The sequence below is a fragment of the Trichococcus alkaliphilus genome (genome assembly GCF_003008695.1).
In the GTDB taxonomy this organism is placed as follows: domain Bacteria; phylum Bacillota; class Bacilli; order Lactobacillales; family Aerococcaceae; genus Trichococcus; species Trichococcus alkaliphilus.
In genome coordinates this window covers 14,995-39,195 of record NZ_PXZT01000009.1, presented here as the reverse complement: position 1 = coordinate 39,195, position 24,201 = coordinate 14,995, and the positions used below count along the sequence as shown (strand labels likewise).

Genomic DNA, 24,201 nt, shown 5'->3' with positions numbered 1-24,201 from the left:
TTTCTATTGTTAACTTAGTTTTTTATGATGAATCTGTTGGATATGTTGTTAAATCGGTTTTTGTGCGACCAGCTGATCGAATGCTTCCCGGACCTGCGGAACATCCAGCCCCACTATCACTTGGAACGCCCTTCCATTTCTGACGAGTCCATGTGCGCCACCTTCTTTGAATTCCGCATCAGGCGCCACCAATGCTTCATCCGCCACCGTGACACGCAACCTTGTCGCACAGTTGTTCACTTCGACAATATTATCAGCACCGCCTAACGCTTCCATATAATGCGCAGCACTTACAGCGTAAGGATTGCCTGCCAGCGCGCCAGCATTTTTCTTGGCTTGCTTATCCCGATATTCTTGTTTGCTGTACATCTTGACCTCTTCCGCATCTTCACGACCAGGTGTTTTCAGGTCATATTTCAGAATGGCGAATCGGAACACAAAGAAGTAGATGACACTGAAAGTAAAGCCGACTGCGAATAAGGTTAGGACCGATCCCATATGATTGATCGACATCGGAATGATGAACTGCGACAGGTTTGTGATCAACCCGCCACCGATATCTCCGACAACTCCGAAAGCATATACGGTCGCGCCTAAAGTTGCTGCCAACAAGGAATGTACCAAGAACAACTGCGGTGCAATGAAAAGGAACGTGAATTCGAACGGTTCCGTGATCCCGGAAAGAATGGCGGTCAACGCCGTTGGAATCAACAGTGCCAATGTTTTCTTGCGCTTCTCAGGACTGGCTGTCGTATAAAAGGCAGCTGCAATCCCCAGCGGTGCGAACAGTTTGGAAACATTATGCAAAGCGAACCCACCTTCGACTACCGCTGGCCCAAAAATGAACGGTTGGTAAATGAAGTGGTGCAAGCCCGTCGGAATCAAAATCCGTTCGAGGAACACGTACAACCAAACACCGAATGTACCGGAACTGGCCATGAAGCCTTGAGCAGATCCGATACCACTTTGAATGATCGGCCAAATCCATGCCGTCAAGAATGCTATAGGCAGCATCAGGAAGAACCCGATGATCACAACCAGTGATGAACCTTGGAAAATACCAATCCAATCAGGCAGTTTCTTTTCGAAATAGCGATTGTGGATCCAGACAACGATTGCTGCAATCAAGATTGCGCCGATTAGATTGGTGTCCAGCGTCTTAGTACCGGCAATCATTTTCAATCCACTGTTACCACCGACTTCTTGGGTGAAGTCAACATTGAATGTCGGTCCCATCAGCTGAAGAATTTTGCTTAAGAAGTTGTTGAATGTCGTATAGACAACGAAGGACTCTAAAGCTGCGCGAGCATTTGCTTTTTGCGCCAATCCCATAGGTAAACCGATAACGAATAATAACTCAATCTGATTAAAAACTGTCCACCCACCGGATTCAACAACCGCCCAGAAGTTTTTCCATATTGTCCCTTCCGCAGCGATACCACCAACTAACATTTCATTTTGGAACATGATCGAGAGCGACAAGATAATCCCTGCAAAAGCGAATAATAAAACAGGTGTAAACATGGCGCCACCAAAGCGCTGCAATTTCTGCATCATCATTTTTCATCTCCTTTTGTTTTTTGAAATCCTTTTCATGTGACTACTATAGCACGGGCAAAAAGCCCCAACAATGCCCAGAGCCCCTTTAGGGAAAGCGTTCTCACACTGGCCTTTTTACCATTTCCCGGGAAATTTCTCAGGCCAACCACGCGCATCCGAAACATGCGAAGCCTAATTCAAAATAAACAAAAAAACGAAATGGAGAGCACAACAGGCTGCTCTTCATTTCGTTTTGTTGTATTTCAAGACGTTCTATTTATCAGATGGTGCGCTGAAGCCAATCGCCTGGGCGCACCTGTTTTCTCTCATTTATAAGTCGGCAGATAATCGCCATGGGCAGCGATCAATTCGTCCACCATTGCTTTTATTTCTGAAATGGACAGTTCTGAACTCGCATGCGGATCCAACAATGCCGCTTGATAGATTTTATCCTTTTCCAGTGTCATTGCAGCTTCAACCGTCAGTTCCTGGACATTGATGTTTGTTCGATTCAATGCTGCCAATTGCGTAGGAAGCTTGCCTACATAGGTAGGTTGAACGCCATTTTTGTCCACCAGACAAGGAACTTCCACACAGCAATCTTCCGGCAAGTTGGTGATCAGACCTTTATTCAGAACATTTCCAGCAATCACAGTCGGATTTCCTGTTGTAATCGCATCCATGATGTAAGAGGCATATTCGCGGCTTCTTGTATGTTCCAGCGAACCGTTATTGACGATCTCTTCTCTTTGAAGTTCCCAACCTTCGATTTGGGTAACGCATCTTCTTAAATATTCATCAATCGGGATTTGCAATTGATCAATCAGCTGCGGATAATTCTTTTTGATAAAATAAGGATGGTACTCTGCGTTATGCTCACTGGATTCCGTGATATAGTAGCCAAAATGTTTCATCAATTCAAAGCGCACAGAATCCTTATGTGGATTAGCGATTTTTGAAGCCAGACTGCGAATTTCAGGGTAGAAATCTTTTCCGTTTCGGTTAATTTCCAACAGCCACGCCATATGGTTGATGCCGGCGATTTTCCATTGGAATTCATCCAGATTGTATTGCTCTTTTATCCCCAGATGTTCGAACAGTTCCGGCACACACACTTGGACACTGTGGCACAAGCCGACAGTTTTGATTTTCGTCCCTTTCAGCATGCCCATCGTTAAAATAGCCATCGGATTGGTGTAGTTCAATAACCATGCATCCGGACAAACCTCCTCCATGTCTTTGGCAAATTCAAACATGACTGGAAGTGTGCGCAATCCTCTGAAAATGCCGCCGATACCGGTCGTGTCCCCGATCGTCTGCTGCAAGCCGTATTTCTTGGGGATCTCAAAATCAATCACAGTGCTCGGTTTGTACCCGCCCACTTGAATCGCATTGATGACGAAATTCGCATCTCTCAAAGCTTCTTTTCTATCGCTGAAAGATTGTATGTTGGCGCGGTTTTGGTTCGAGTTTTTGTTGATAGCCTTAAGCATCAATTCGGATTCATTTAATCTTTTCTCATCAATATCGTATAATGCGATTTCTGCATATTGAAGACTCGGCGTCAACATCGCATCCCCTAAAACATTCCTTGCAAAAATTGTACTGCCTGCACCAATAAAACAAATTTTAACCATATCCATGCTCCTTTTTCCATTTGATGTCTTCAGTATAGTTTATTCTTACTGAAACAAAAGTGCATGATTTTAGCTGCAGGGTACAATTTTGTAGGTCTTATTTTTCAGCCTTATATTCGGTCGGCGAACTGTGAAATCTGCTCTTGAAGGCCCTCGAAAAAGAGTGCCTATTCTGATATCCTACCGCGCTTGCTATTTCCTCCACCGACAATTCCGTCGTTTTCAGCAGTTGGCTGGCTTTGTTCATGCGGTACAGGTTCAAATATTTGAGGGCGTTCAAACCCAACTCCTCTTTGATCACCTGGCTGAAATAGGAGGGATGCAGGTACATCGATTTCGCAATTTCTTCGATCGTCAAATCCTCGCGATAATAATTATTTTCCACATACAACAAAAAGGCTTCGCTGTATTTTTTCGTTCGGCTGACTCGGACCCCCATTTCCATATTTTCATTATGGATTTTGAAGAACGAAAAAATGTCATAGAAGAGCGCCTGATTTACTAGTTTTTGAGAATCATCAAAAAAGTCGGATTGCATAAAACGCTCGAATTTTTCCCGCAACGCTTCTTTCCTGCCAACTTGGCCTATATAGTCTTTAGCCCCGATGCCGTTTGTATGGAGTATTTCTTTCACCTTGCTGCCCGAAAATCCTATCCAATAGTATTCCCAGGGCTCTTCCGCATCCGCTTCATAATCGACCAGTTCATTCGGACGGATCAGAAAAAAATCACCCGCACCCAAGTGATGTGTTGTATCGTTCACGGTATACCGCCCTTTTCCGCTGATCACAAAATGCACGATGTAGTTGTCCCGTAACGAAGGGCCAAATCGATGCCTGCTCTGGCATTTCTCGTATCCCACATTAAAAAAATAAAAATCCGAGAAATAATATTCTTTAAAAAATAGATCCTTTAATAGTTTTTCGCTCATGGGGTATCCTCTGTTATCTGTTTATTTATCACACTTTGAATGGTCGACCAACGCAGCTTTCCCATAGGACCGGATTCGAGCGTGTCATTCATCAGTATCATTATACACGTAGATTTTAGCACAGCACCTGTTAATGGTGATAGAAAAGAATCAGACACTCCGCTATATAGACAAGACTACCTTCCTGGGCAATCACCAAATCCCCCGCTTCCCAAACGAGGTCATTTGATAGTAAAAAAATTAGTTTTTACACTGTCCAGAAAATGGTTTATTTCTGGACACTATATTTTTTGGTCGGGAACTGTATGAAGGAATTTTCTACATCTGAACCTTCATTCCCTGAAGAAAGGGTTCACACTCTCTTAGACAGATAGATTCTCCAATAATTCGCTTATCTTTTTTTAGTGCGCTCTTATTCCGGTTAATAGCAGTGCCTCATAGGCATTAGCTGCATAAACAAATAAACTGGGATGTTGTTATACCAATGGTTTGAATTCGGTTTCAGGTTTCGAAATTTGAGTTATATTATATTTCACAAAAAATTTACTCTTGATTTATAAGCGCTACAAATAAGATCCATTAAGTATTCTACTGCATATTTTGAAGAATTATAACCATAATTAGGGCCTAAATTTAAGATAAAATCAAAATAGTCGAATGAAGAACAATCTTGTATTTGGGTAATGAGAATGCTTTTACAGTTTTTAGTATTAATTATGGTTTTCAAATCTTTGTTCGCAATACTTCTTCCAGAAATACTAATACAAATGATTAAATCATCTTCATCTACTTCCTTAATTAAATCCATTTGTCTTAAAATATCAATTCTTGAAATACTATACTTTCCATTTAACATAAGCTCAACTTGAGTTTTAAGTGTAAAGTTCAAGTTTTCACCATATGCGTAAAATATTACTTGTTTACTTTTAAAAATATAATCAGCGATTTCATTAAAAACTTCTAAATCTATTTTATTTATATTATCCAATGTTTGTTTAATTGCTTCAACAGCTTTATCCATTGAGTCGGAATTTAAACGTATGCTTTTATATTCTTCATTATAGTAAATTATTTCTTTCATTCTCGAGAAATTCTTATAGCCTATATCATGAAAAAAACGATTTAAAGTAGAGACAGATACATTACAGCAAATAGCTGCATACTCTAAACTCCAATTAGATATTTTATCAATATTATGTGTAAGTGTTTGTGCTATGTAGTAATTAGTATCTTTTTTAAATGAATTATTCAAATAGTTCATTAAAATATATAGTAATTGTGTCATATCGTTCTTCTCCTTTGATTTTAAAGTATTAAAATGTCTAAATGTTTTAAATAATAATTCTATTAATTATAGTACAAGAAAAACATATAGAGAATGCCAAAAAGTATTAATCATACTTTTTTTATACTGTTCAAAATTTGACCAGTTAGCGTTATTTTGTTGAACTTCCAATAAATTTTCCATTTGTTAAACTATTAACGAAGACTAGCTAGCAATTCTTTAATACATAAGAGAGGAGAAGTTTGAAAATTCTACAGCTTCTTAAACGGTCATTTTTCGATTAAGACGCACATTCTCTGTACGATAAAGAGAAGAAGCATGTAATAAATGGCAGTAAGCAACTTGCGTGAAATAGCAATAATTGCTTTTTATGACTGCACCGTTTCTTCAGTTGCAGATATTTATTCCGGCGTTCTAGATAGTTCTCACTCCGTACGATGGTATTAGCAATTTGAACAAGAAGCGGTCTTAAATAGTGCGCTGCTTTTAGCAAGCGCTTACTATTCTCTCCGTGATTTGTAGTATATGTAGATTATTCCAAAATGAATAGTACAATAAAACGCCGAAGGCATAGCACCATCTTCATCCCGTGGTGTGCCTTGAGCGAAGCGAAAGGAATGAATTATAAAAATGAGTTTTTCAAAAGATTTTCTATGGGGTGGAGCAACGTCAGCTCACCAATTCGAAGGAGGTTATAATTTAGGTAATCGTGGTTTAGCGAATACTGATTATTTAACTTCTGGGAATAGACAAAATCCTCGTAGGATCACACTTAAATTAAGTAATGGGGAAAGATTTGATGCAAAAAAATCATTTCATGGAATAAGTATTCCAGAAGGTGCGAAGGGATGTATATATGATGATACATATTACCCTAGTCATAATGCAGTAGATTTTTATCATCATTACAAAGAAGATATTAAATTAATGGCTGGTATGGGCTTGAAATGTTTCAGATTAGCTATTTCATGGTCAAGAATCTTTCCTAAAGGTGATGAAAAAGAACCTAATGAAGAAGGATTAAAATTCTATGAAGATGTTTTTAAAGAATGTAAAAAGTATGGAATTGAACCACTGGTTACTATGTGTCATTTCGACATTCCCGCTTATATTTCACAAACTTATGATGGATGGTTGAATAGAAAAACTGTTGATTTCTTTGTGAATTATTCAGAAACAATTATGACTAGATATAAGGATCTAGTAAAATATTGGTTAACTTTCAACGAAGTAAATATTTTACATGACTATGAGTGTACTGGAACAACTAAAAACAGTCTAGATGCAAGATTTCAAGTAAATCATCATATCTTTTTAGCGTCTGCTAAAACAGTTATCATCGGACATAAGATTAATCCTAATTTTAAAATTGGGATGATGGAAGCTAATTTCTATTGGTATCCAGAAACATGTAATCCTCTTGACTCTTTAAGAAGAATTGAACTTAGTAGAGAATGGAGAGATTATGCTATTGATATACAAGTTAGAGGAGCATATCCTAATTATTTATTAAAATATTTCGAAAGAAAAAATATAAATATTCATATTCAACCTGAAGATGACGATATATTAAAAGAAGGTACCGTTGATTATTTAGGATTTAGCTACTATAACACTAGTGTTGCAACAACGCGTGTCAATGCTGATGAAACAGGTGGAAATGTAATTAGCGCAATTAGAAACCCTTATTTAAAAGATTCTGATTGGGGATGGCAAGTAGATCCAATTGGACTTAGAGTTATTTTAAATGATCTTTATGATAAATATCAAATCCCGTTATTTGTAGTTGAAAATGGCATAGGTGCAGTAGATAAACTAGAAGATGGAAAAATTATTGATGATTATCGTATAGAATACTTTCATGATCATTTTGTTCAATTAAAAAAAGCAGTTGAAGAAGATGGTGTACCAATAATGGGTTATACATCTTGGGGTATTATCGATTTAGTCTCTAATGGTGGAGGAGAAATGGACAAAAGATATGGGTTTATTTATGTTGATATGGATAATGAAGGGAGAGGGACAAAAGAACGTATTATAAAAAAATCATATGGATATATGAAACAAGTATTTGAATCAAATGGAGAAGACTTAAATATCAGAGGGGAGTATGACATTTATGGATAAAATAGTTTCGTTTATGAATGAGAAAGTTGAACCGTCAGCTAGAAAAATTTCCGAAAGCGATTTCATGAAAATTATCAGTTCATCTTTCACAATGATTATGGGAGTTATCATTGGAGGAGCGTTTTTTTCTTTAATTAGTTCGTTAAATATTGGCTCATATCAAGAGTTTTTAACATCGTTAGGTGTTAAACCATTTCTATCAGTGGTAGAAAAATTTACAACAGGTTTAATGGGAATTTATATTTCTTTCTCTTTTGGTTATAACTATATGAAAGTAAAAAAATTAGATGCACAAGCAGTTGGTGCAGGATTATGTTCAATTATTGCATTTTTAGTATTAACACCATTAGCTGTAGTAGAAGAAACAAGCTATATTTCTTTTGACTTTTTAGGAGCTAGTGGTATTTTTACAGCAATCTTAATTGGATACATCGTTGGTATGATCTATACCTTTTGTATTAAAAAAGATGTTAAGATTACTATGCCAAATGGTACACCTCCAGCAGTATCTGACGCTTTTACTGCAGTAATTCCTAGTGTATTATCAATTTCTGCTGCAGTTGTAATTAACGCTTTATGTGTGACCTTCTTGAAAACATCGGCTACAGAATTTATCTATAATATGATTAAAATTCCATTTGCTGGATTCTCCGGAAATATTATGACATTAGTAATATTCTCATTTTTTATCAGTTTATTCTGGTTGTTTGGTGTTCATGGCGGACAAATCTTTACACCATTTATCTTAATGTTATATTTACAAAATGGTATTGCTAACCAATCTGCATTTGCTAGTGGACAATCTCCTACACATATTTTAACATTCTCATTCTTCCTTATAACTTTAATTGGTGGAAATGGAGGTACACTAGGTTTATCAATTAACATGTTATTATTCTCTAAAAGTAAACGATATAAAACACTGGGTAGATTATCAATTGCACCATCTTTATGCGGTATTAATGAACCATTACTATTCGGTATGCCTATTGTATTGAATCCTTATATGGCAATTCCATTTTTAGTAGTACCAATTGTCAATGTATTAGTTGCTTATTTTACAATGAGCATTGGAATTGTTTCAGTTCCACAAATCGCTACCTATGTCATAGGGACACCAGTTTTATTAGATGGATTCCTAGTATGTGGCATTACAGGTATTTTACTTCAAATGGTTCTAGTAACTCTTTCTGTTTTAATCTATTATCCATTTTTTAAAGTTTTAGATATCAAATCAGTTGATGAAGAAGCATTATTAGGTGTTGAAGAAGCATTATTAGGTGTTGAATAGTCATTGAATTTCTAAAATCATTCAGAAATAAAGTAGATGCGGTGCCGGCGTTCCGGATTTCGTCATCCCGATCCTGCTCGCTATCCAAAAGAGCATCCGCGAAGGTTCGTTGGATGTCGAAAGCGATGATTTCGAAAAATTGCTCGGCCACCCAGCCACTCCGATTAATGAAGCATTAGCTCAAATCGTGAAGGGCTTGGCGCACGCTGTCTGATTGAACGCGCGGTGAAATGTCGATTGAAACCATGAATAAATGAAAAGTATTCATCTTTTCGGGCCTGAATACTGTCCTAAACATGAATAAATCCAAAGTATTCATCTTTTCGAGCCCGAATACCGGCCTGAACATGGATAACTCCAAAGTATCCATGTTTACACGACAAAATCGCTCCACGCCACAAAAATAAAACGCAGAAAAGCCCAAAAGGCGCTCCGGCAAGAGCGCCTTTTGGGCTTTTCTGCTATACATTTTTATCCTTTGACTGATCCGGAAGTCACGCCTTCTACATAGAAACGTTGCATGAAGATAAACAGGATCGTGATCGGGATGGCGATCAGCACGCAGCCTGCGGTGAACGCCATGAACAGCGAGTTCGCGGTCGTGCGGGTCATCATCGTGAACAGCCCGATCGCTATCGTGTAGTTCGGGATGTTGTCGCCCATGATGATTTTGGCGAAGATGAAGTCCATCCACGGTCCCATGAAAGCCAGCAAAGACGTGTACACGATGATCGGTTTGGACAACGGCAGCGTGATTTTCGTGAAAATCTGCCATTTGTTGGCGCCGTCGATCATGGCCGATTCATCCAGCGCCATCGGGATTGTATCGAAGAATCCTTTGGCGATGTAGAAGCCGAGCGCGGAGCCCGCGGAGTAGACCAAAATCAAAGCAAGCAGGCTTTCCGTCAGATTCAGGGCTTTCAGGATGTAGTACACGGCGATCATGCTCATGAATCCGGGGAACATGTTCAGGACCAACGCAACTTTCAGGAACGGTTTCCGCATCTTGAAGCGCAGGCGCGACAATGCGTACGCCATTGCGATTGTGATGAAAGTCGACAGGATGCAGCTGATCACGGAAACAAACAGCGTGTTCAGGAACCAGCGCACAAACGGATAATTGCCGGTTGTGTTCTGCAGCAGAATCCTGTAGTTTTCCAACGTGAATGATTTTGGAATGATGTACGGAACGAACGCCCCGCCCTCTGCCCGGAAGCTAGTCAAAACGATCCATACGATAGGGAACAGCCAAACGACCGACAGGACAGCCAGGACTGCGTAGACTGCAGCCAGCGAATACCGCCGCTGCGCTTTGTATCCTGTTGTTTTCTTTGCTTTTGCCATGTTTTTAGCCCTCCTTGAATGAATTCGTTCTTGTGTAGGCCAGCAGACTGAACGCTGCGGACAGGATGAAGATCAGGATACCGATGACGGATGCCAAGTTGTAGTCCATCGTGTTGACCGTCAAGTTGTACAGCCACGTAACCAGCAAGTCCGTCGAACCCGCTCCGTAAAAGTCGGAATTCGAAGGTCCGCCTCCGGTCAACAAGAAAATGACGTTGAAGTTGTTGATGTTTCCGATGAACTGTTGGATCAACGCTGGCATCATCACGAACAGAATTTGCGGGAAAGTGATGTTCCTGAAAATCTGCAGTTTGTTCGCGCCGTCGATCCGTGCAGCCTCGATCTGATCAGTCGGCAGATTTTGGATGATCCCCGTCGAAACCAGCATCGTTGCCGGAATCCCGATCCACATATTGACGACAATGACCGTAATTTTTGCCCAAATCGGATCCGTCAAAAACGGAATGGCCGAATCGATCAGGCCCAGGTTCAGCAGCGTTGCGTTGATGGGACCCGCGCCATTCAAGAGATTGCGCATAACCAGCAGCGAGATGAACTGCGGCACTGCCATCGTGACGACGAAAATCGTGCGCCAAACGCCTTTGAATTTCAGGCCTTTGGTGTTGATCAAAAGTGCCAGCAGGATGCCGAAGAAAAAACAAGTGACCGTCGCCAGAGTAGCCCAGATCAGCGTCCAGCCCAAAACCGGGAAGAAGGTGTCTGCCATATTTCCGGAAATGACGTTACCGAAGTTCACCAAGCCGACCCAAGTGAAGAGGTTTTTCGGCGGCAAATGCGTGTGGTCATAGTTAGTGAAGGCGATCGAGATCATGTAAAGCAACGGCAGGACCGTAAACAGCAGTACGCCCAACAACGGAATCGTCATCAGAGTAAGATAGAACCGTTCGTTCAGCAGACTCGCCAAATCATCCATCGTGCTCGGAATCTTTTCATCCGCTACTTTAAGCTCATGGATATGCCGTGCACTTTTCAGATTGATGATGTACAAACCAACAAGGAGTACACAAATTACAATGGCAGCAATGCCGAATAATAGCAGTAACATCGAGTTGTCGCCCTCTTGCAGCACTTCAATCCCCAAGCGTTCATCAAAAACGAGCCCTTGCCCCTGAGTACCCAACGTCGCCAACATGGACAGCGCGTGCACTCCGTTGCGGATCAGCCAATAGAAGAAGGCGATCTGCGAAAACAGAAAAATCAAACCCTTTAAGTATTGTTTATTGGCAAGATTGGCAGCTCCCATGACAACAAAGGAAAGTTTTGTTGCGACGTCCCCTTCTTTGAACAATTCCCGAAAGGTCATCTGCTGGCCGTAACTTTTTTTCTTGAACATGGCTTCCCCACTCACTTTCATCATTTAAATAAGAGGGACGAAAGATGCGTGATCTTTCGCCCTCCCTGCTTGATATATTGTTGGCTAGCTTCACGGGTTAGCCCTTCTGAAATTAGATAAATCGTACCTATTGCGCTCTTCGATGCTCAGTTGCATGGGACTCTAAGGGATTCATCCCTTAGAGTCCCAGTACAAGGTGACCGTAGGGAACGTTGCGTGGCACGATTTCCTAAATTTCTTTCAGTGCTGAACGAACCCGTTCCGCTTTTCTTGCTTTATTCTTTTTCTTCTTTAGGTTCTGTTACTTTGGATGTGTCTTCGACCAATTTGTCCAGTTTTTCCATGTACTCGGATTCTGTGATGTTGCCTTTGTATGCATCATTAATGATGGCATCCATTGCTGGCCAGAACGAAACGATTTCCGGAACTTTAGGCATTACGACTGAATGAGTGGGTTGAGACATTTCCATAACCGCTTTTGCAACAACGTCTTCTTGCACTTCCGCTGTTTCCTGAACGACTTTGTTAGATGGGATGACGCCCATTTCCTGGAATTCAGTCAATTGGGAAGTTTCGTTGGATAGGTAGTTAGCCAAAGCCATGGATGCTAAAGGAGCATCTGTCTGTTGGTTTACAGCAAACAATTTGACGCCCAAGAAAGCTTTCATCTGAACTTCTCCGCTGCCGAAATCGACTGTCGGATAAGCCGCAACGCCCATGTTTTCGCCCAATGCTTTGGTGACATCATTTTTCGACCAAGGACCGGAAAGGAAAGCATCGGAAACGCCTGCTTCCAAGTTGGCCAAAGCTTCAGCACCAGATTGGATCACGCCTGGATTGTTCTTTTGAGCTGCGATCCATGCAAGCACTTCAGCACCTTTTTCGCTGTTAAAATTGGTTCCGCTTGGATCTTCACCGGTTTCGCCGTACAAGTAAAGACCGTTACTCATGAACAGCGGTCCGAAGATATAGTTGGCTCCGGCTTCAGCAAAGTTTGTGCCGATTTTGCCTTTTTCAGACAATGTCGTCCAGCTCTTCACATCGTCTTCAGTCAGTTTCGCTTTGTTATAGTAGAGAACTTGCGATTCAACGCCGTATGGGTAGCCGTAAAGCTCATCGTTCCACGTTACGCCTTCCACAGCCGATTCCACGTTGTTTGCTTTTACTTCATCTGCGTATTTTGTATTCGGGTACAACAGACCGGCTTCAGCCATTTGACCGACCTGGTCATGCGGCATCATGAAAACATCGGCAGCCGCTTTCGGATCTTTCGAGACATCTTTTTTTGCATCCGCTGAGCTTCCTGCTGCCACTTCAACGGTAACTTCAGGGAATTCTTTTTCGAAGTCAGCCACGATTCCTTTGAAGACTTCCACGTGATCCGTGTCCACCCACAATTTAACATCGCCTTCTACAACGACTTCCCCGGATGTATTCTCAGCCGAGCCTGTGTCGCTTGTATCAGCTGTGCCTCCGCATGCGCCCAAGATTAATGCAGATGCCCCCAAGATTAAACCGCTTCCAAAATATTTTTTCCAATTCGTCTTCACTTACTTGTCCCCCTTGAAATGAATTTCCTTTACAAGTCTGATTATGCAACCGATTGCTTAAATAGTCAAGCGTTATTTCTCATAAAAAGAAAACGGTTTATTTTTTTGATGAGTCAGATCGATTGCGAAAAGTTTAATTACATATGTATACCAAGGGTTTTCAATAGTCCACGAGCCAATGCACATGATTCTCCACCCAAAAAATAAAATGCAACCGATTGCTAAAAGTTCTTGCAACCGATTATCTGTTGTGCCACAATGTGGGAAAACAAAGAGTGAAAAGGAGCCGATACTACTATGAACACTTCAGCACTTTACCATCGTCCCGAAAGCGAGTTTGCCTATCTATATGACCCAGAAACGATGCACGTCCGTTTGCGTACCGCCCGTGGAGACGTTAGAGAGATGGGGCTGCTTTACGGGGACCCTTATTTTTTGGACAAAGAGGAGTGGTTCCGCAAACCGCTTCAGATGATCAAAACACTTTCCACCGATCTTTACGATTACTGGTTTGTGCAAGTGAACGCACCTTTAAAACGCTTATCCTATGCGTTCGCCTTAACAGGCCATGACGGAATCTCCGTCTTCTATGGCGATCACGGTGTTTACCCATTAGAAGAGGAGTATTTGCGGATGCCGAATAATTACTTCCGGATGCCCTTCTTCCATGAAGTCGATCGCTACAAAACACCTGAATGGGTCAAAGAAACCATTTGGTATCAGATTTTCCCGGAGCGTTTCGCCAACGGAGATCCTAGCAACGATCCGGAAGGCACGCTGGCTTGGGGCTCGGAAGACCCGAATAGACAGAACTTCTTCGGCGGCGACCTGCAGGGGGTCATCGACAAGCTTGATTATTTGGAGGACCTGGGAATCAACGGGATATATTTCTGCCCGATTTTTGAAGCTTCTTCCAACCACAAGTACGACACGATCGATTACCTGAAAATCGACCCGGCCTTCGGCGATGCCGAAACGTTCAAAAAACTCGTGGACGAATGCCACAGGCGCGGCATAAAAGTCATGCTGGATGCCGTCTTTAACCATATCGGTGACTCTTCTCCGCAATGGCAGGACGTGCTTAAAAACGGCGAAGATTCGAAATATGTCGATTGGTTCCACATCAATGAGTTCCCGGCTTCGTACAAACGGGGCGAAAATTTTGAGGATGCTTATGACATCAACTACGATGTTTTTGCCGCCAACCCGCATATGCCGAAACTGAATACGGCCAATCCGGAAGTTCAGGATTATCTGCTGAACATCGCCCGTTACTGGATCGAGGCCTTCGATATCGACGCTTGGCGTTTGGATGTCGCGAACGAAGTCGACCACGCTTTTTGGAAAAAATTCCGGATCGTCTGCGATGAAGCCAAAAAAGATTTCTACATTCTCGGCGAGATTTGGCACTCTTCCCAAAACTGGCTGCAGGGCGACGAATTCCATGCAGTCATGAACTACGCCTTCACCGATGCGATCATGGGCTATTTCGTGAAGAATGAACTATCATTGAGTAAAATGGTGTCGGAAATGAACAACCAGTTGATGCTCTACCGCGATCAGACGAACCAGATGCAGTTCAACATTTTGGATTCCCATGATACGCCGCGGCTGTTGACGGAAGCCAATGAGGACAAAGACATCATGAAACAAGCAATGGCGTTTACTTATATTCAGCCTGGGGTCCCATGCCTGTACTACGGGGATGAAATCGGCTTGACCGGCGGGATGGACCCGGATTGCCGCAAGTGCATGGTCTGGGAAGAAGAAAAACAGGACCGCAATCTGCACCAATTCGTAAAACAACTGAATGGCCTCCGCAAAGAGCAGCAAAGGATCCTTTCGGAAGGCACCGTTTATTGGCGTCAAGTGTCCGAAGAATCGGGCGTGATCATTTTGGAGCGCATGCTGGGCGGCGAGGTCATCCGCGGTGCCTTCAATACCGGCGAACACACGGCACGGGTCGAGCTGATCGGGGAGGCTTTGTTCTCGAACCTTGCGGACGTGTCGGACGGATCGGTCGAATTGGAACGCAAAGGTTTTGTGTTGATGAAAGAATAATCCCTGCCCGTTGCGGCGTGCAGTTAGGCAATAGATTTTATCAAATGACTAAGGAATGAGGTTGCAGCATGGAAAAACATTGGTGGCAAGAGGTTGTCGTTTATCAGATCTATCCGCGGAGCTTCAAAGACAGCAACGGCGACGGTATCGGCGATATCACTGGCATGACCGAAAAGTTGGACTACCTGGAAAAATTGGGGATCGGGACGATTTGGCTTTCGCCTGTCTACCAGTCGCCGAACGACGACAACGGGTATGACATTTCCGATTACGAAGCCATTCTCGATGAATTCGGCACGATGGCAGAGATGGAGCATTTCATCGCGGAAGCCGACAAGCGCAACATCAAAGTGGTGATGGATCTGGTGGTCAACCATACTTCGGATGAGCACGCCTGGTACGTTGAAGCCAAAAAAGGCAAAGACAATCCTTACCGCGACTATTATGTTTGGGCTGATCCCGCCGCGGACGGCGGCGTGCCGAATGGATTGGGCTCAGCCTTCTCCGGTCCGGCATGGGAATGGGATGCCACGAGCGGACAGTATTATTTGCATCTTTTCAGCAAAAAACAGCCGGATCTGAACTGGCAGAATCAAAAGATGCGCCAGGAAATCTACGCGATGATGAACAGCTGGATCGCTAAAGGCATCGGCGGTTTCCGAATGGATGTCATCGACCTGATCGGCAAAATACCCGAAAAGGGGATCACCGGCAACGGCCCGCAGCTGCATGAATTCCTGCAGGAAATGCATCATGCGACTTTCGGCAATCACGATCTTTTGACCGTCGGCGAAACCTGGGGAGCGACCCCGGAAATCGCCAAATTGTATTCCGCTCCCGAACGCAAGGAACTGTCCATGGTTTTCCAATTCGAACACATCGGCTTGGACCAAAAACCGGACGGCGAAAAGTGGGATCTGCAACCGATGCGGGTGGCCGAACTGAAGCGGATCCTCGCGAAATGGCAGACGGAACTCGGGCAGGACGGCTGGAACTCTTTGTTCTGGAACAATCACGATTTGCCGCGGATGCTCTCGCGTTGGGGGAACGACCAGGCTTACCGCTCGCAAAGCGCCAAAATGCTGGCGATCCTGTTGCACATGATGAAGGGCACCCCTTACATCTATCAAGGCGAAGAAATCGGCATGACCAATACACCGATCACATCCATTGCGGAAGCAGGGGACATCGAAACGATCAATATGTACCACGAGCGCTTGGCGAAAGGCTATTCCGAGGCGGATATCCTGGCATCAATCAACACCAAAGGCCGCGACAATGCCCGCCGCCCGATGCAATGGGACGCTTCCTCGAACGGAGGATTCACGACAGGCACCCCTTGGATCGGCGTGAATGAAAATTATCCGGTCATCAATGCCGAGGCTGTATTGGCGGACCCGGATTCGATTTTTTATACGTACCAAAAGCTAATTCGTTTGCGCAAAGAGCATCCGATCATCGTTTGGGGCGATTTCGAGCTGGCGGATACCGTCGACGAAGTCATCAGCTATTACCGGGAATATGAAGGCGAGCGTTGGCTGGTCATGACCAATTTTTCCGATGAGACGCAGCCGTTCTCAGTCGATGATGAGATAGTCGAAGTCATCATCCAGAATGACGGGGATGAGATTACGAGTTTGAAGGACCTGCAGCTGAAACCTTGGCAAGCCTTTGTTGTGAAGGTGAAAGCATGAGTGGATGGTGGAAAAATGCGGTAGGCTATCAGATTTACCCGCGGAGTTTTCGGGATGCCAACCACGACGGCATCGGCGACCTTCAGGGGATCATCGAAAAGTTGCCTTATCTGAAGTCATTGGGCGTGGATTTCATTTGGTTGAACCCAGTCTATGCTTCGCCGAATGTCGATAACGGCTATGACATTTCCGATTACCAGGACATCCATCCCGATTTCGGGACGATGGCCGACTTCGAGGAACTGTTGGACACGGCCCACACTGCAGGCATCAAAATCATCATGGATCTGGTCGTGAACCATACAAGCGATCAGCATCCTTGGTTCTTGGAAGCGAAAAAAGGCAAAAGTAACCCGTACCGCGATTATTATTTGTGGGCGGATGCCACGGAAAACAAGATGCCGAACGCTTGGAAAAGTTTCTTCGGCGGATCGACCTGGACTTACGAAGGTTCGGGCCAGGCCTACTTCCATGTCTTCGCACCCGAACAGCCCGATCTGAATTGGAAAAACCCGAAAGTGCGGGAGGAAATCTACGGGATGATCCGCTGGTGGCTGGACTTGGGGATAGACGGCTTCCGTTTGGATGCGATCAGTCATATCCAGAAAGAACCGTGGGATTTCAAAATCACCGATAATCCTTGGGCACCCTTCATGAATGTCTCGGGAATCGAAGTCTATATGCAAGAACTGAAGGAAATTTTTGATGCGTACCCCATCATGACGGTCGGAGAAGCAAGCGGTGTTTCCAGCAAAAAAGCGGTGAATTGGACCAAAGAAGACGGCTATTTGAACATGATCTTCGAGTTGGAGCATAACGTGCGCGAAGGTCAGCCGGGTGCAGAACGGCTCAATCTGTTGGGATTCAAAAAGGTGCTTTCCCGTTGGCAAAAGGACTTGGGGTCGAATGGATGGAACGCCTTATACGTGGAGAATCATGATAATCCGAGGATCGCTTCGATTCTGGGTGATGAATCGCCCAAATCTGCCAAAGCGATCGCCACGATGTACATGCTGCTGAAAGGGACACCCTTCATTTACCAAGGCCAGGAAATCGGTATGACCAATTTCGCTTTCGAGTCGATGGAGCAAGTCGACGCCCAGGATTCGCACAATCTCTACCGCATTCTCTTGGATAGCGGCTCTTCCCCGGAAGATGCATTGCGGAACGTCACCCATTGGACGCGGGATCACTCGCGCACGCCGCTGCAATGGGAAGGCGGCATGTTCGGTGGCTTTTCTGAGTTGTTGCCATGGATGGCAGTGAACAGTAACGCTGAACATTTGAATATCGCCGAGCAGGAAAAAGATGAACAATCCGTTTTGAGTCACTACAAACAATTGATCCGGTTAAGAAAAAATCAGCCCGTATTTTCCGATAGTACCTTCGAACTGATTCTGAAAAATCATCCGCAAGTATTCGCTTATTTGCGGAAATCGGATACAAAACAGGTCCTCGTTCTCACGAATCTGAGCCGGAAACCTTGCCAAATCGATCTACCGACACGGGTATCCAACAAAAACTGGCACTTGCTGCTGACGAATTCCGAGCAGCAGGTTATCGAAAAGCGGGTGCAGCTGCAGCCCTATGATGCTTGGGTGTTTGAGGAAGTGGCTGAGGTGGCCGCTGACCGGAGTTGAGCGACCGGATCGGATGCCCTCCTCCGGTGAGGCTTCCCACACCGGGGTACAGCGGTATCTTGCGGGCTCTTCTCCTGCGAGCCTGTCCTCGTCGGAACACAGAATTCAAATGTGGGGCGTCCTCCGGCGTAGCCTCCGTTCACTGGAGGAGAACGTTCGCGGTATTTTTCTCGCATCCATCACACCAAATAAAGTTTTACAAAACGCTAAAATGAATGCACGAAGAAGGGGCTGTCCCGAATGAGACAACCCCTTCTTCGTGCATTCTGCTTACTGTGCTAAATCTTCTTCTGTGTAATATTCCGTATCGATCAGTTCAGCTTTATAGTTCTCTTTATCGACAGAGATTGGGTTTGCCAAATAGGTAGGCACTACTTTAACACTGTTATCGTAGGTTTCGGTATCATTAACCGGCACTTCTTCACCCTTGAAAATAGCTTCGATCATTTCGATTGTATTTTTTGCCAAGATACGCGTATCTTTGAATACTGTCTGCGTTTGTTCGCCTGCAATGATTGATTTCACACCAGCTTGGTCTGCATCTTGCCCGGTGATGACCGGCATCGGTTTGTCTGCCGATCCGTAGCCTACCCCTTTCAAGGAAGAGATCACCCCTAAACTGATCGTATCATTGGGAGACAAGACGGCATCCAATGTTTCATCTGAATAGTTTGCGCTCAACAGATTATCCATCCGTCCTTGTGCAGTCGATCCGTCCCAACGCAGTGTAGCAATTTGGCTGAATTTTGTTTGACCGGAACGAACAACCAGTTGGCCGCTATCAAGGTATTGTTGGAACACGGACATCACACCATCGTAATTGATCAAAGCATTATTGTCATCTGGAGATCCACTGAATAATTCAATATTATAAGGGCCTTCACCTTCGCTCAAGTTCAATGCATCTTCGATATAGGAAGCCTGCAGGACCCCAACGCCGAAGTTGTCGAATGTAGCATAATAATCCACGTGCTCGGAATTCATCAACAGACGGTCGTAGGCGATGACTTCAATATCCTCGTTCGCAGCTTTTTCCAAAACGTTTGTTAAAGCAGAGCCATCGATGGGGGCTATCACCAAAAGATCCACGCCTTTTGTGATCATGTTCTCGATTTGCGCTATCTGATTTTCGACTTTGTCTTCTCCGTATTGCAAGTCCGTTTTATAGCCCAGCTTCTCCAATTCCGTCACCATGTTGTTGCCGTCCGAAATCCATCGTTCCATCGATTTCGTTGGCATCGCAATCCCGACATAACCACTTTCTCCGGTAGAAGCGTTACCACTTCCGCAAGCTCCCAAGACCACTGCAGATAACAAAGTTGCTGTTGCAAGGATACCTTTTTTCAAACTGAATTTCATTCCAAATTCCTCCACTGCTGATTAATTTTACATCTGTACCACGCCAATAAAAAATAACGCTTACATTAAATGGATTGTCCGTTCCTTGGCATCATTTCGCGAATCATGGCTGGATAGTTTCATACCATCCAGCCATGATTCGTTCCCATGATTCAAACCCAATACCTTAAGGTTGCACGCTCAAATTTCTGCACAAATAGACTGTTATTCTTTCGCCAACACATGACACAATTCTTTTGTAGCTCCGTAAACTTGCGTATACAGTGCATATATTTTTTGGTAGGCTGCAACGTTTTCCGGAATAGGCCGTACGACATCTTTGTAGGCAACAAATATGTCCGCGCACGCAGTCACTGTCGGGAACCAGCCGAGTCCGACCGCAGCCAGCATTGCAGCACCTAACCCAGGTCCCTGTTCAGTTTCCAGACAAGTGATTTCGGCATCGAAAACATCTGCTTGGATCTGCAGCCAATCCGGATTTTTGGCGCCCCCACCAACGGAAACGATCCGTTTGAAGGATTTGCCTGCCACTTTCTCCATCAATACTTGCGAATCCTTCAAGGAGAAGGTGATACCTTCCAGGACCGCTCGCGCAAAATGTTTGATCGTATGATTCGTGTCCATCCCGATAAAACTGCCGCGGATCCGGCTATCGACATGCGGTGTCCGTTCCCCGACGATATAAGGGGTGAACAACAAACCATCCGCACCCGGTTTGATCGCATCCATCCCTTCCAGCAGTTCCTCGAACGTACTGTTCGGTGCGAACGTCTCCTTGAACCAGTTGAGGCTGTGGCCAGCTGCCAAGGTGACTCCCATCGAATAGTAGCCATCCTCTATCGTGTGGTTGAACAGGTGCAATTTGCCTTGATAATCCTGATCAGCCGAATCCTCGAATGCGAGGAACACACCGGATGTTCCGATGCTGGCCATACCTATCTCAGCGTTCACGATACCGGCGCCAATCGCAGCGCAGGCGTTATCCGCCCCACCCGCAAATATTTTTACTTCCTTTTCAAATCCGAATCGGTTCGCCAGTTCCGGCCGCAGGTTTCCGGTCGTGCCCGATGATTCGATCAATTCAGGCAAATGGGTTTCCGGGATGCGGAATTTTTCGAGAACAGCTTTGGACCATTCTTTCTTTTCCACATCCAGAAGCAGCGTGCCGGCTGCATCCGAGTAATCCATATGCATAGTGCCGGTCATCCAATATCCCAGATAATCCTTTGGAAGCAACATATGCCGCACCTTGTCCCAGATTTCCGGCTCGTTTTCCTGGATCCACAGAATTTTCGGCAAAGTGAATCCTTCCAACGCGATGTTTTTTGTGATCGCAAGCAGTTCTTCTCCGAAGGCATCCGTGATCGCCTTGCACTGTTTGGTTGTCCTGACGTCATTCCACAGAATCGCATTGCGGAGGACATTATTCTCTTCATCCAACACAACCAAACTGTGCATCTGGCCGGAGAAGCTGATCCCCTCCAATTTTTCGGTGAAGTCCGCAACCTCCTCCTTCAGCCTGTCCAGTACATATTCGCAGGCCAGGATCCATTGTCCCGGATCCTGCTCGCTGTAGCCGGATTTCGGATGGATCAGCGGATACTCTTTTTGGGCGGAAGCCACTGATTTGCCTTGCTCATCCAGCAGCAGACCCTTCAATGAACTTGTTCCCAAGTCAATTCCTAACACATACGCCATAATTTCTGCTCCTCTTCTGTTGCATCCATCAGCCGAACGACTTTGGAATGGATTATACTAGGTAATCGTTCAAGCGGGATTTGACGAATTCAAGATGGCTCGACTCCAGTTTGATGTCTCCGTTTTGCATGGAATACTCTGTCAATGATTCCAACGTTTCTTGATCCGACAAGATCCTTGCACCGACACCATCGTTGTAGCTAGCATAGCGTTTGTCTTTCAGATCATCGAAGAAACGTTCCTCTTTCAACTTGGCAGCAGCTTTCAATCCGCGGGCAAAAGTGTCCATCCCGGCGATATGTGCCAATAACAGATCTTCCATCTCGAATGAGGAGCGGCGTACTTTGGAATCGAAGTTGATTCCGCCTGGCGCAATCCCACCGTTCTCAAGGATTTCATACATAGCCAATGTCGTATCGTAGATGTTCGTCGGGAATTCGTCTGTATCCCAGCCCAACAACATGTCGCCTTGGTTGGCATCGATCGATCCTAGCGCATCGTAGCAACGGGCCACATTCATCTCATGCTCAAACGTATGTCCAGCCAATGTCGCATGGTTTGCTTCCAAGTTCAGTTTGAAGTCGCCTTCCAAACCATATTTTTGGATAAAGGCCATTGTTGTTGCAGCATCGAAGTCGTATTGGTGTTTGGATGGCTCCATCGGTTTTGGTTCAATCAGGAACTGTGGTTTGTGGCCGATTTTCTCGCCGTAAGCAACTGCCATTTTGAACAAACGAGCAATGTTGTCCTGTTCGAATTTCATGTCCGTATTCAATAAGGACTCATAGCCTTCACGGCCGCCCCAGAAAACATAGTTTGCGCCGTCCAATTTCTTGCTGATGTCCAAACCTTTTTTCACTTGTGCCGCTGCATAGGCAAAAACTTCAGCACTGTTGGAGGAAGCTGCCCCGTTCACATAGCGCGGATGGGAGAACATGTTGGCTGTATTCCACAACAGTTTGATGCCGGTTTGATCCATTTTCGCTTTGATCAGATCCGTGATCTCATCGATATTATTGAAAAATTCTTCCAGTGAATTTCCTTCTGGTGCGATATCGACATCGTGGAAGCAGAAGAATTCAACATCCAATTTTTCCAAAATTTCAAAGAAAGCTTCCACACGGTTTTTTGCAGTTTCCATCGGAGTGGACCCTTCCCATGTGCGGATATTCGTAGGGCTTCCGAAAGGATCAGAACCGTCCTGCGTCATTGTGTGCCAGTAAGCGACACCAAAGCGTAAATGCTCCTTCATCGTTTTGCCCATCACGACTTCTGACGGATTGTAATGGCGGAACGCAAACGGATTTTCCGCGGAAGCGCCTTCATATTTAATTTTATTTACTGTTGAAAAATAACTCATTTCTTTTCCTCCTCAAAAATGTTATCTTGTCTTTGGGTTAGTTCGCTCAACTAACTCATGAACATAATATAAACGATTATTTTTTTGTTGTCAAGCGCTTTCAGAAGATATATGATAGATAACGAAGGAAGAAGGAGTGGTTTTATTGATTCATAGCAAATATACGATCCGAGAAAACAACGAGGCCACCATTTTGAATGCAATCATTGGCCAAAAAGAAATTTCCCGTGCTGAATTATCCGTCCATATCGGACTGAACAAAGCTTCCGTGTCCGCGATCACCAAGAAACTGTTGGACGACGGATTGATCCATGAGGACCGGGTCGGCGACGCAGCCCGAATCGGCGGCAGGAAGCCCATCATGCTCACTTTCAATGGAAAAGCTGCGCTTACCCTTTCCTTGGATGTCGCACCCAATTACATAGAGGGGCTCATCGCTTATATCGATGGAAAGGTGCTTTATGAATCCGAAATCAGAGGCATCAAAGTTTCTTCCGAAAATGTCCTCGACTATATCACGGAAATGGTTGAAAAATTGACCCAACATGCTGTGGAAACGCCGCACGGCATCACGGGAGTCTGCGTTGCGATCCACGGACTCGTCAATCAGGAAGAGATCATCTTTACGCCCAACTATACTTTGCAGAGCGATCTGAAGTCTCAATTAGAAGAAATTTATCCCTTTTATGTGTATTTGGAAAATGAAGCGAATCTGGCGGCGCTCGGTGAATATACTTTTGGATCCATTTCGGACAGCGTCGTCAGCCTGAGCATCCATACGGGCATCGGAGCCGGAATTGTCGAAAATGGGAAGCTGAGGACCGGGAAAAAAGGTATAGCCGGTGAAATTGGCCACAGTATCCTCTACCCTGATGGCCGGAAGTGTCCATGCGGCAATGAAGGTTGCCTCGAACAATACGCATCCCACCAGGCCATCTACAGCGAATTGGAACAGATGCTTGTGTTGCCGGACGTCAATTCGTCGGTAGTGATCGAACGCTACAAAAAAGGCGATCCCATTGTCCAAGAAACACTTCGGACCAATGCGCATTATTTGAGCATCGCCGTTAATAATCTGGCGGTGATCTACGAACCAGATCTCGTGGTTATCAACAGTTCCATTTATTCGCAAATCCCTGAATTGATCAGTATTCTTAAGGGTGATCTCAAAGGTAAATTTTCATGTGACACCAGTGTCGTCAGCAGCTCGCTCAAGCGAAAAGCGACCTTGTTCGGGGGTGTGGCCAGGTCCACGCAGAACTTCCTGAACATCCAGAACCTGAAAATGAGAACAGACAACTAAAATCAAAACCACCCGTTATGTTGCTACG

16 protein-coding genes are annotated in these 24,201 nt (G+C 44.4%); 6 read left to right on the top strand and 10 right to left on the bottom strand.

Features of this window, described 5'->3' with window-relative positions; genetic code table 11:
- Nucleotides 1–48 precede the first annotated feature (48 nt).
- The 4 genes from C7R73_RS08600 to C7R73_RS08585 form a co-directional block, all read right to left on the bottom strand.
- The gene (locus C7R73_RS08600) at nucleotides 49–1,557 is read right to left on the bottom strand and encodes a PTS transporter subunit EIIC (protein ID WP_106450180.1); all 1,509 of its coding nucleotides are present in this window, start codon (nucleotides 1,555–1,557) and stop codon (nucleotides 49–51) included.
- Between the two features lie 308 nt (nucleotides 1,558–1,865).
- The gene (gene melA, locus C7R73_RS08595; protein WP_106450110.1) at nucleotides 1,866–3,176 is read right to left on the bottom strand and encodes an alpha-glucosidase/alpha-galactosidase; all 1,311 of its coding nucleotides are present in this window, start codon (nucleotides 3,174–3,176) and stop codon (nucleotides 1,866–1,868) included.
- 97 nt (nucleotides 3,177–3,273) lie between these two features.
- Entirely contained in the window at nucleotides 3,274–4,107 is an 834-nt protein-coding gene (locus C7R73_RS08590) for an AraC family transcriptional regulator (RefSeq protein WP_106450109.1), read from the bottom strand.
- A 532-nt stretch (nucleotides 4,108–4,639) separates the two neighbouring features.
- Nucleotides 4,640–5,392 carry a MurR/RpiR family transcriptional regulator gene (locus C7R73_RS08585; RefSeq protein WP_106450108.1) on the bottom strand — a complete coding sequence of 251 codons (753 nt, stop codon included), beginning with the start codon at nucleotides 5,390–5,392 and terminating at the stop codon, nucleotides 4,640–4,642.
- Between the two features lie 630 nt (nucleotides 5,393–6,022).
- Here C7R73_RS08585 and C7R73_RS08580 point away from each other — a divergent pair.
- Nucleotides 6,023–7,519 carry a family 1 glycosylhydrolase gene (locus C7R73_RS08580; RefSeq protein ID WP_106450107.1) on the top strand — a complete coding sequence of 499 codons (1,497 nt, stop codon included), beginning with the start codon at nucleotides 6,023–6,025 and terminating at the stop codon, nucleotides 7,517–7,519.
- Nucleotides 7,512–8,810, top strand: a complete 1,299-nt coding sequence (locus C7R73_RS08575; RefSeq protein WP_161525908.1) for a PTS sugar transporter subunit IIC — start codon at nucleotides 7,512–7,514, stop codon at nucleotides 8,808–8,810. Before C7R73_RS08580 ends, C7R73_RS08575 begins: the two co-directional genes overlap by 8 nt.
- A gap of 471 nt (nucleotides 8,811–9,281) precedes the next feature.
- Here C7R73_RS08575 and C7R73_RS08565 read toward each other — a convergent pair whose 3' ends face one another.
- From C7R73_RS08565 to C7R73_RS08555, 3 genes are all read right to left on the bottom strand, one after another.
- Nucleotides 9,282–10,154 (bottom strand): sugar ABC transporter permease, encoded by an 873-nt coding sequence (locus C7R73_RS08565; RefSeq protein WP_106450105.1) that lies wholly within the window; start codon nucleotides 10,152–10,154, stop codon nucleotides 9,282–9,284.
- 4 nt (nucleotides 10,155–10,158) lie between these two features.
- Nucleotides 10,159–11,508 (bottom strand): carbohydrate ABC transporter permease, encoded by a 1,350-nt coding sequence (locus C7R73_RS08560; RefSeq protein WP_106450179.1) that lies wholly within the window; start codon nucleotides 11,506–11,508, stop codon nucleotides 10,159–10,161.
- A gap of 275 nt (nucleotides 11,509–11,783) precedes the next feature.
- Nucleotides 11,784–13,058, bottom strand: a complete 1,275-nt coding sequence (locus C7R73_RS08555; RefSeq protein ID WP_106450104.1) for an extracellular solute-binding protein — start codon at nucleotides 13,056–13,058, stop codon at nucleotides 11,784–11,786.
- Nucleotides 13,059–13,355: 297 nt separating this feature from the next.
- Here C7R73_RS08555 and C7R73_RS08550 point away from each other — a divergent pair, with 297 nt between their 5' ends.
- The 3 genes from C7R73_RS08550 (at nucleotide 13,356) to C7R73_RS08540 (ending at nucleotide 18,453) form a co-directional block, all read left to right on the top strand.
- Nucleotides 13,356–15,119 (top strand): glycoside hydrolase family 13 protein, encoded by a 1,764-nt coding sequence (locus C7R73_RS08550; protein WP_106450103.1) that lies wholly within the window; start codon nucleotides 13,356–13,358, stop codon nucleotides 15,117–15,119.
- A gap of 68 nt (nucleotides 15,120–15,187) precedes the next feature.
- Complete coding sequence (locus C7R73_RS08545) at nucleotides 15,188–16,813, top strand: glycoside hydrolase family 13 protein (protein WP_106450102.1); 1,626 nt, start codon at nucleotides 15,188–15,190, stop codon at nucleotides 16,811–16,813.
- Nucleotides 16,810–18,453 (top strand): glycoside hydrolase family 13 protein, encoded by a 1,644-nt coding sequence (locus C7R73_RS08540; RefSeq protein ID WP_106450101.1) that lies wholly within the window; start codon nucleotides 16,810–16,812, stop codon nucleotides 18,451–18,453. Before C7R73_RS08545 ends, C7R73_RS08540 begins: the two co-directional genes overlap by 4 nt.
- Before the next feature lie 270 nt (nucleotides 18,454–18,723).
- Here the strand turns inward: C7R73_RS08540 and chvE are convergent, their stop codons facing one another.
- From chvE to xylA, 3 genes are all read right to left on the bottom strand, one after another.
- Nucleotides 18,724–19,812 (bottom strand): multiple monosaccharide ABC transporter substrate-binding protein, encoded by a 1,089-nt coding sequence (gene chvE, locus C7R73_RS08535; protein ID WP_106450100.1) that lies wholly within the window; start codon nucleotides 19,810–19,812, stop codon nucleotides 18,724–18,726.
- 204 nt (nucleotides 19,813–20,016) lie between these two features.
- Nucleotides 20,017–21,510: a xylulokinase gene (xylB, locus tag C7R73_RS08530; RefSeq protein WP_106450099.1), complete on the bottom strand. Its 1,494-nt coding sequence runs from the start codon at nucleotides 21,508–21,510 to the stop codon at nucleotides 20,017–20,019.
- Nucleotides 21,511–21,562: 52 nt separating this feature from the next.
- Nucleotides 21,563–22,870: a xylose isomerase gene (xylA, locus tag C7R73_RS08525; protein WP_106450098.1), complete on the bottom strand. Its 1,308-nt coding sequence runs from the start codon at nucleotides 22,868–22,870 to the stop codon at nucleotides 21,563–21,565.
- Between the two features lie 145 nt (nucleotides 22,871–23,015).
- Here xylA and C7R73_RS08520 point away from each other — a divergent pair, with 145 nt between their 5' ends.
- Nucleotides 23,016–24,173: an ROK family transcriptional regulator gene (locus tag C7R73_RS08520; RefSeq protein WP_106450178.1), complete on the top strand. Its 1,158-nt coding sequence runs from the start codon at nucleotides 23,016–23,018 to the stop codon at nucleotides 24,171–24,173.
- Nucleotides 24,174–24,201 lie beyond the last annotated feature (28 nt).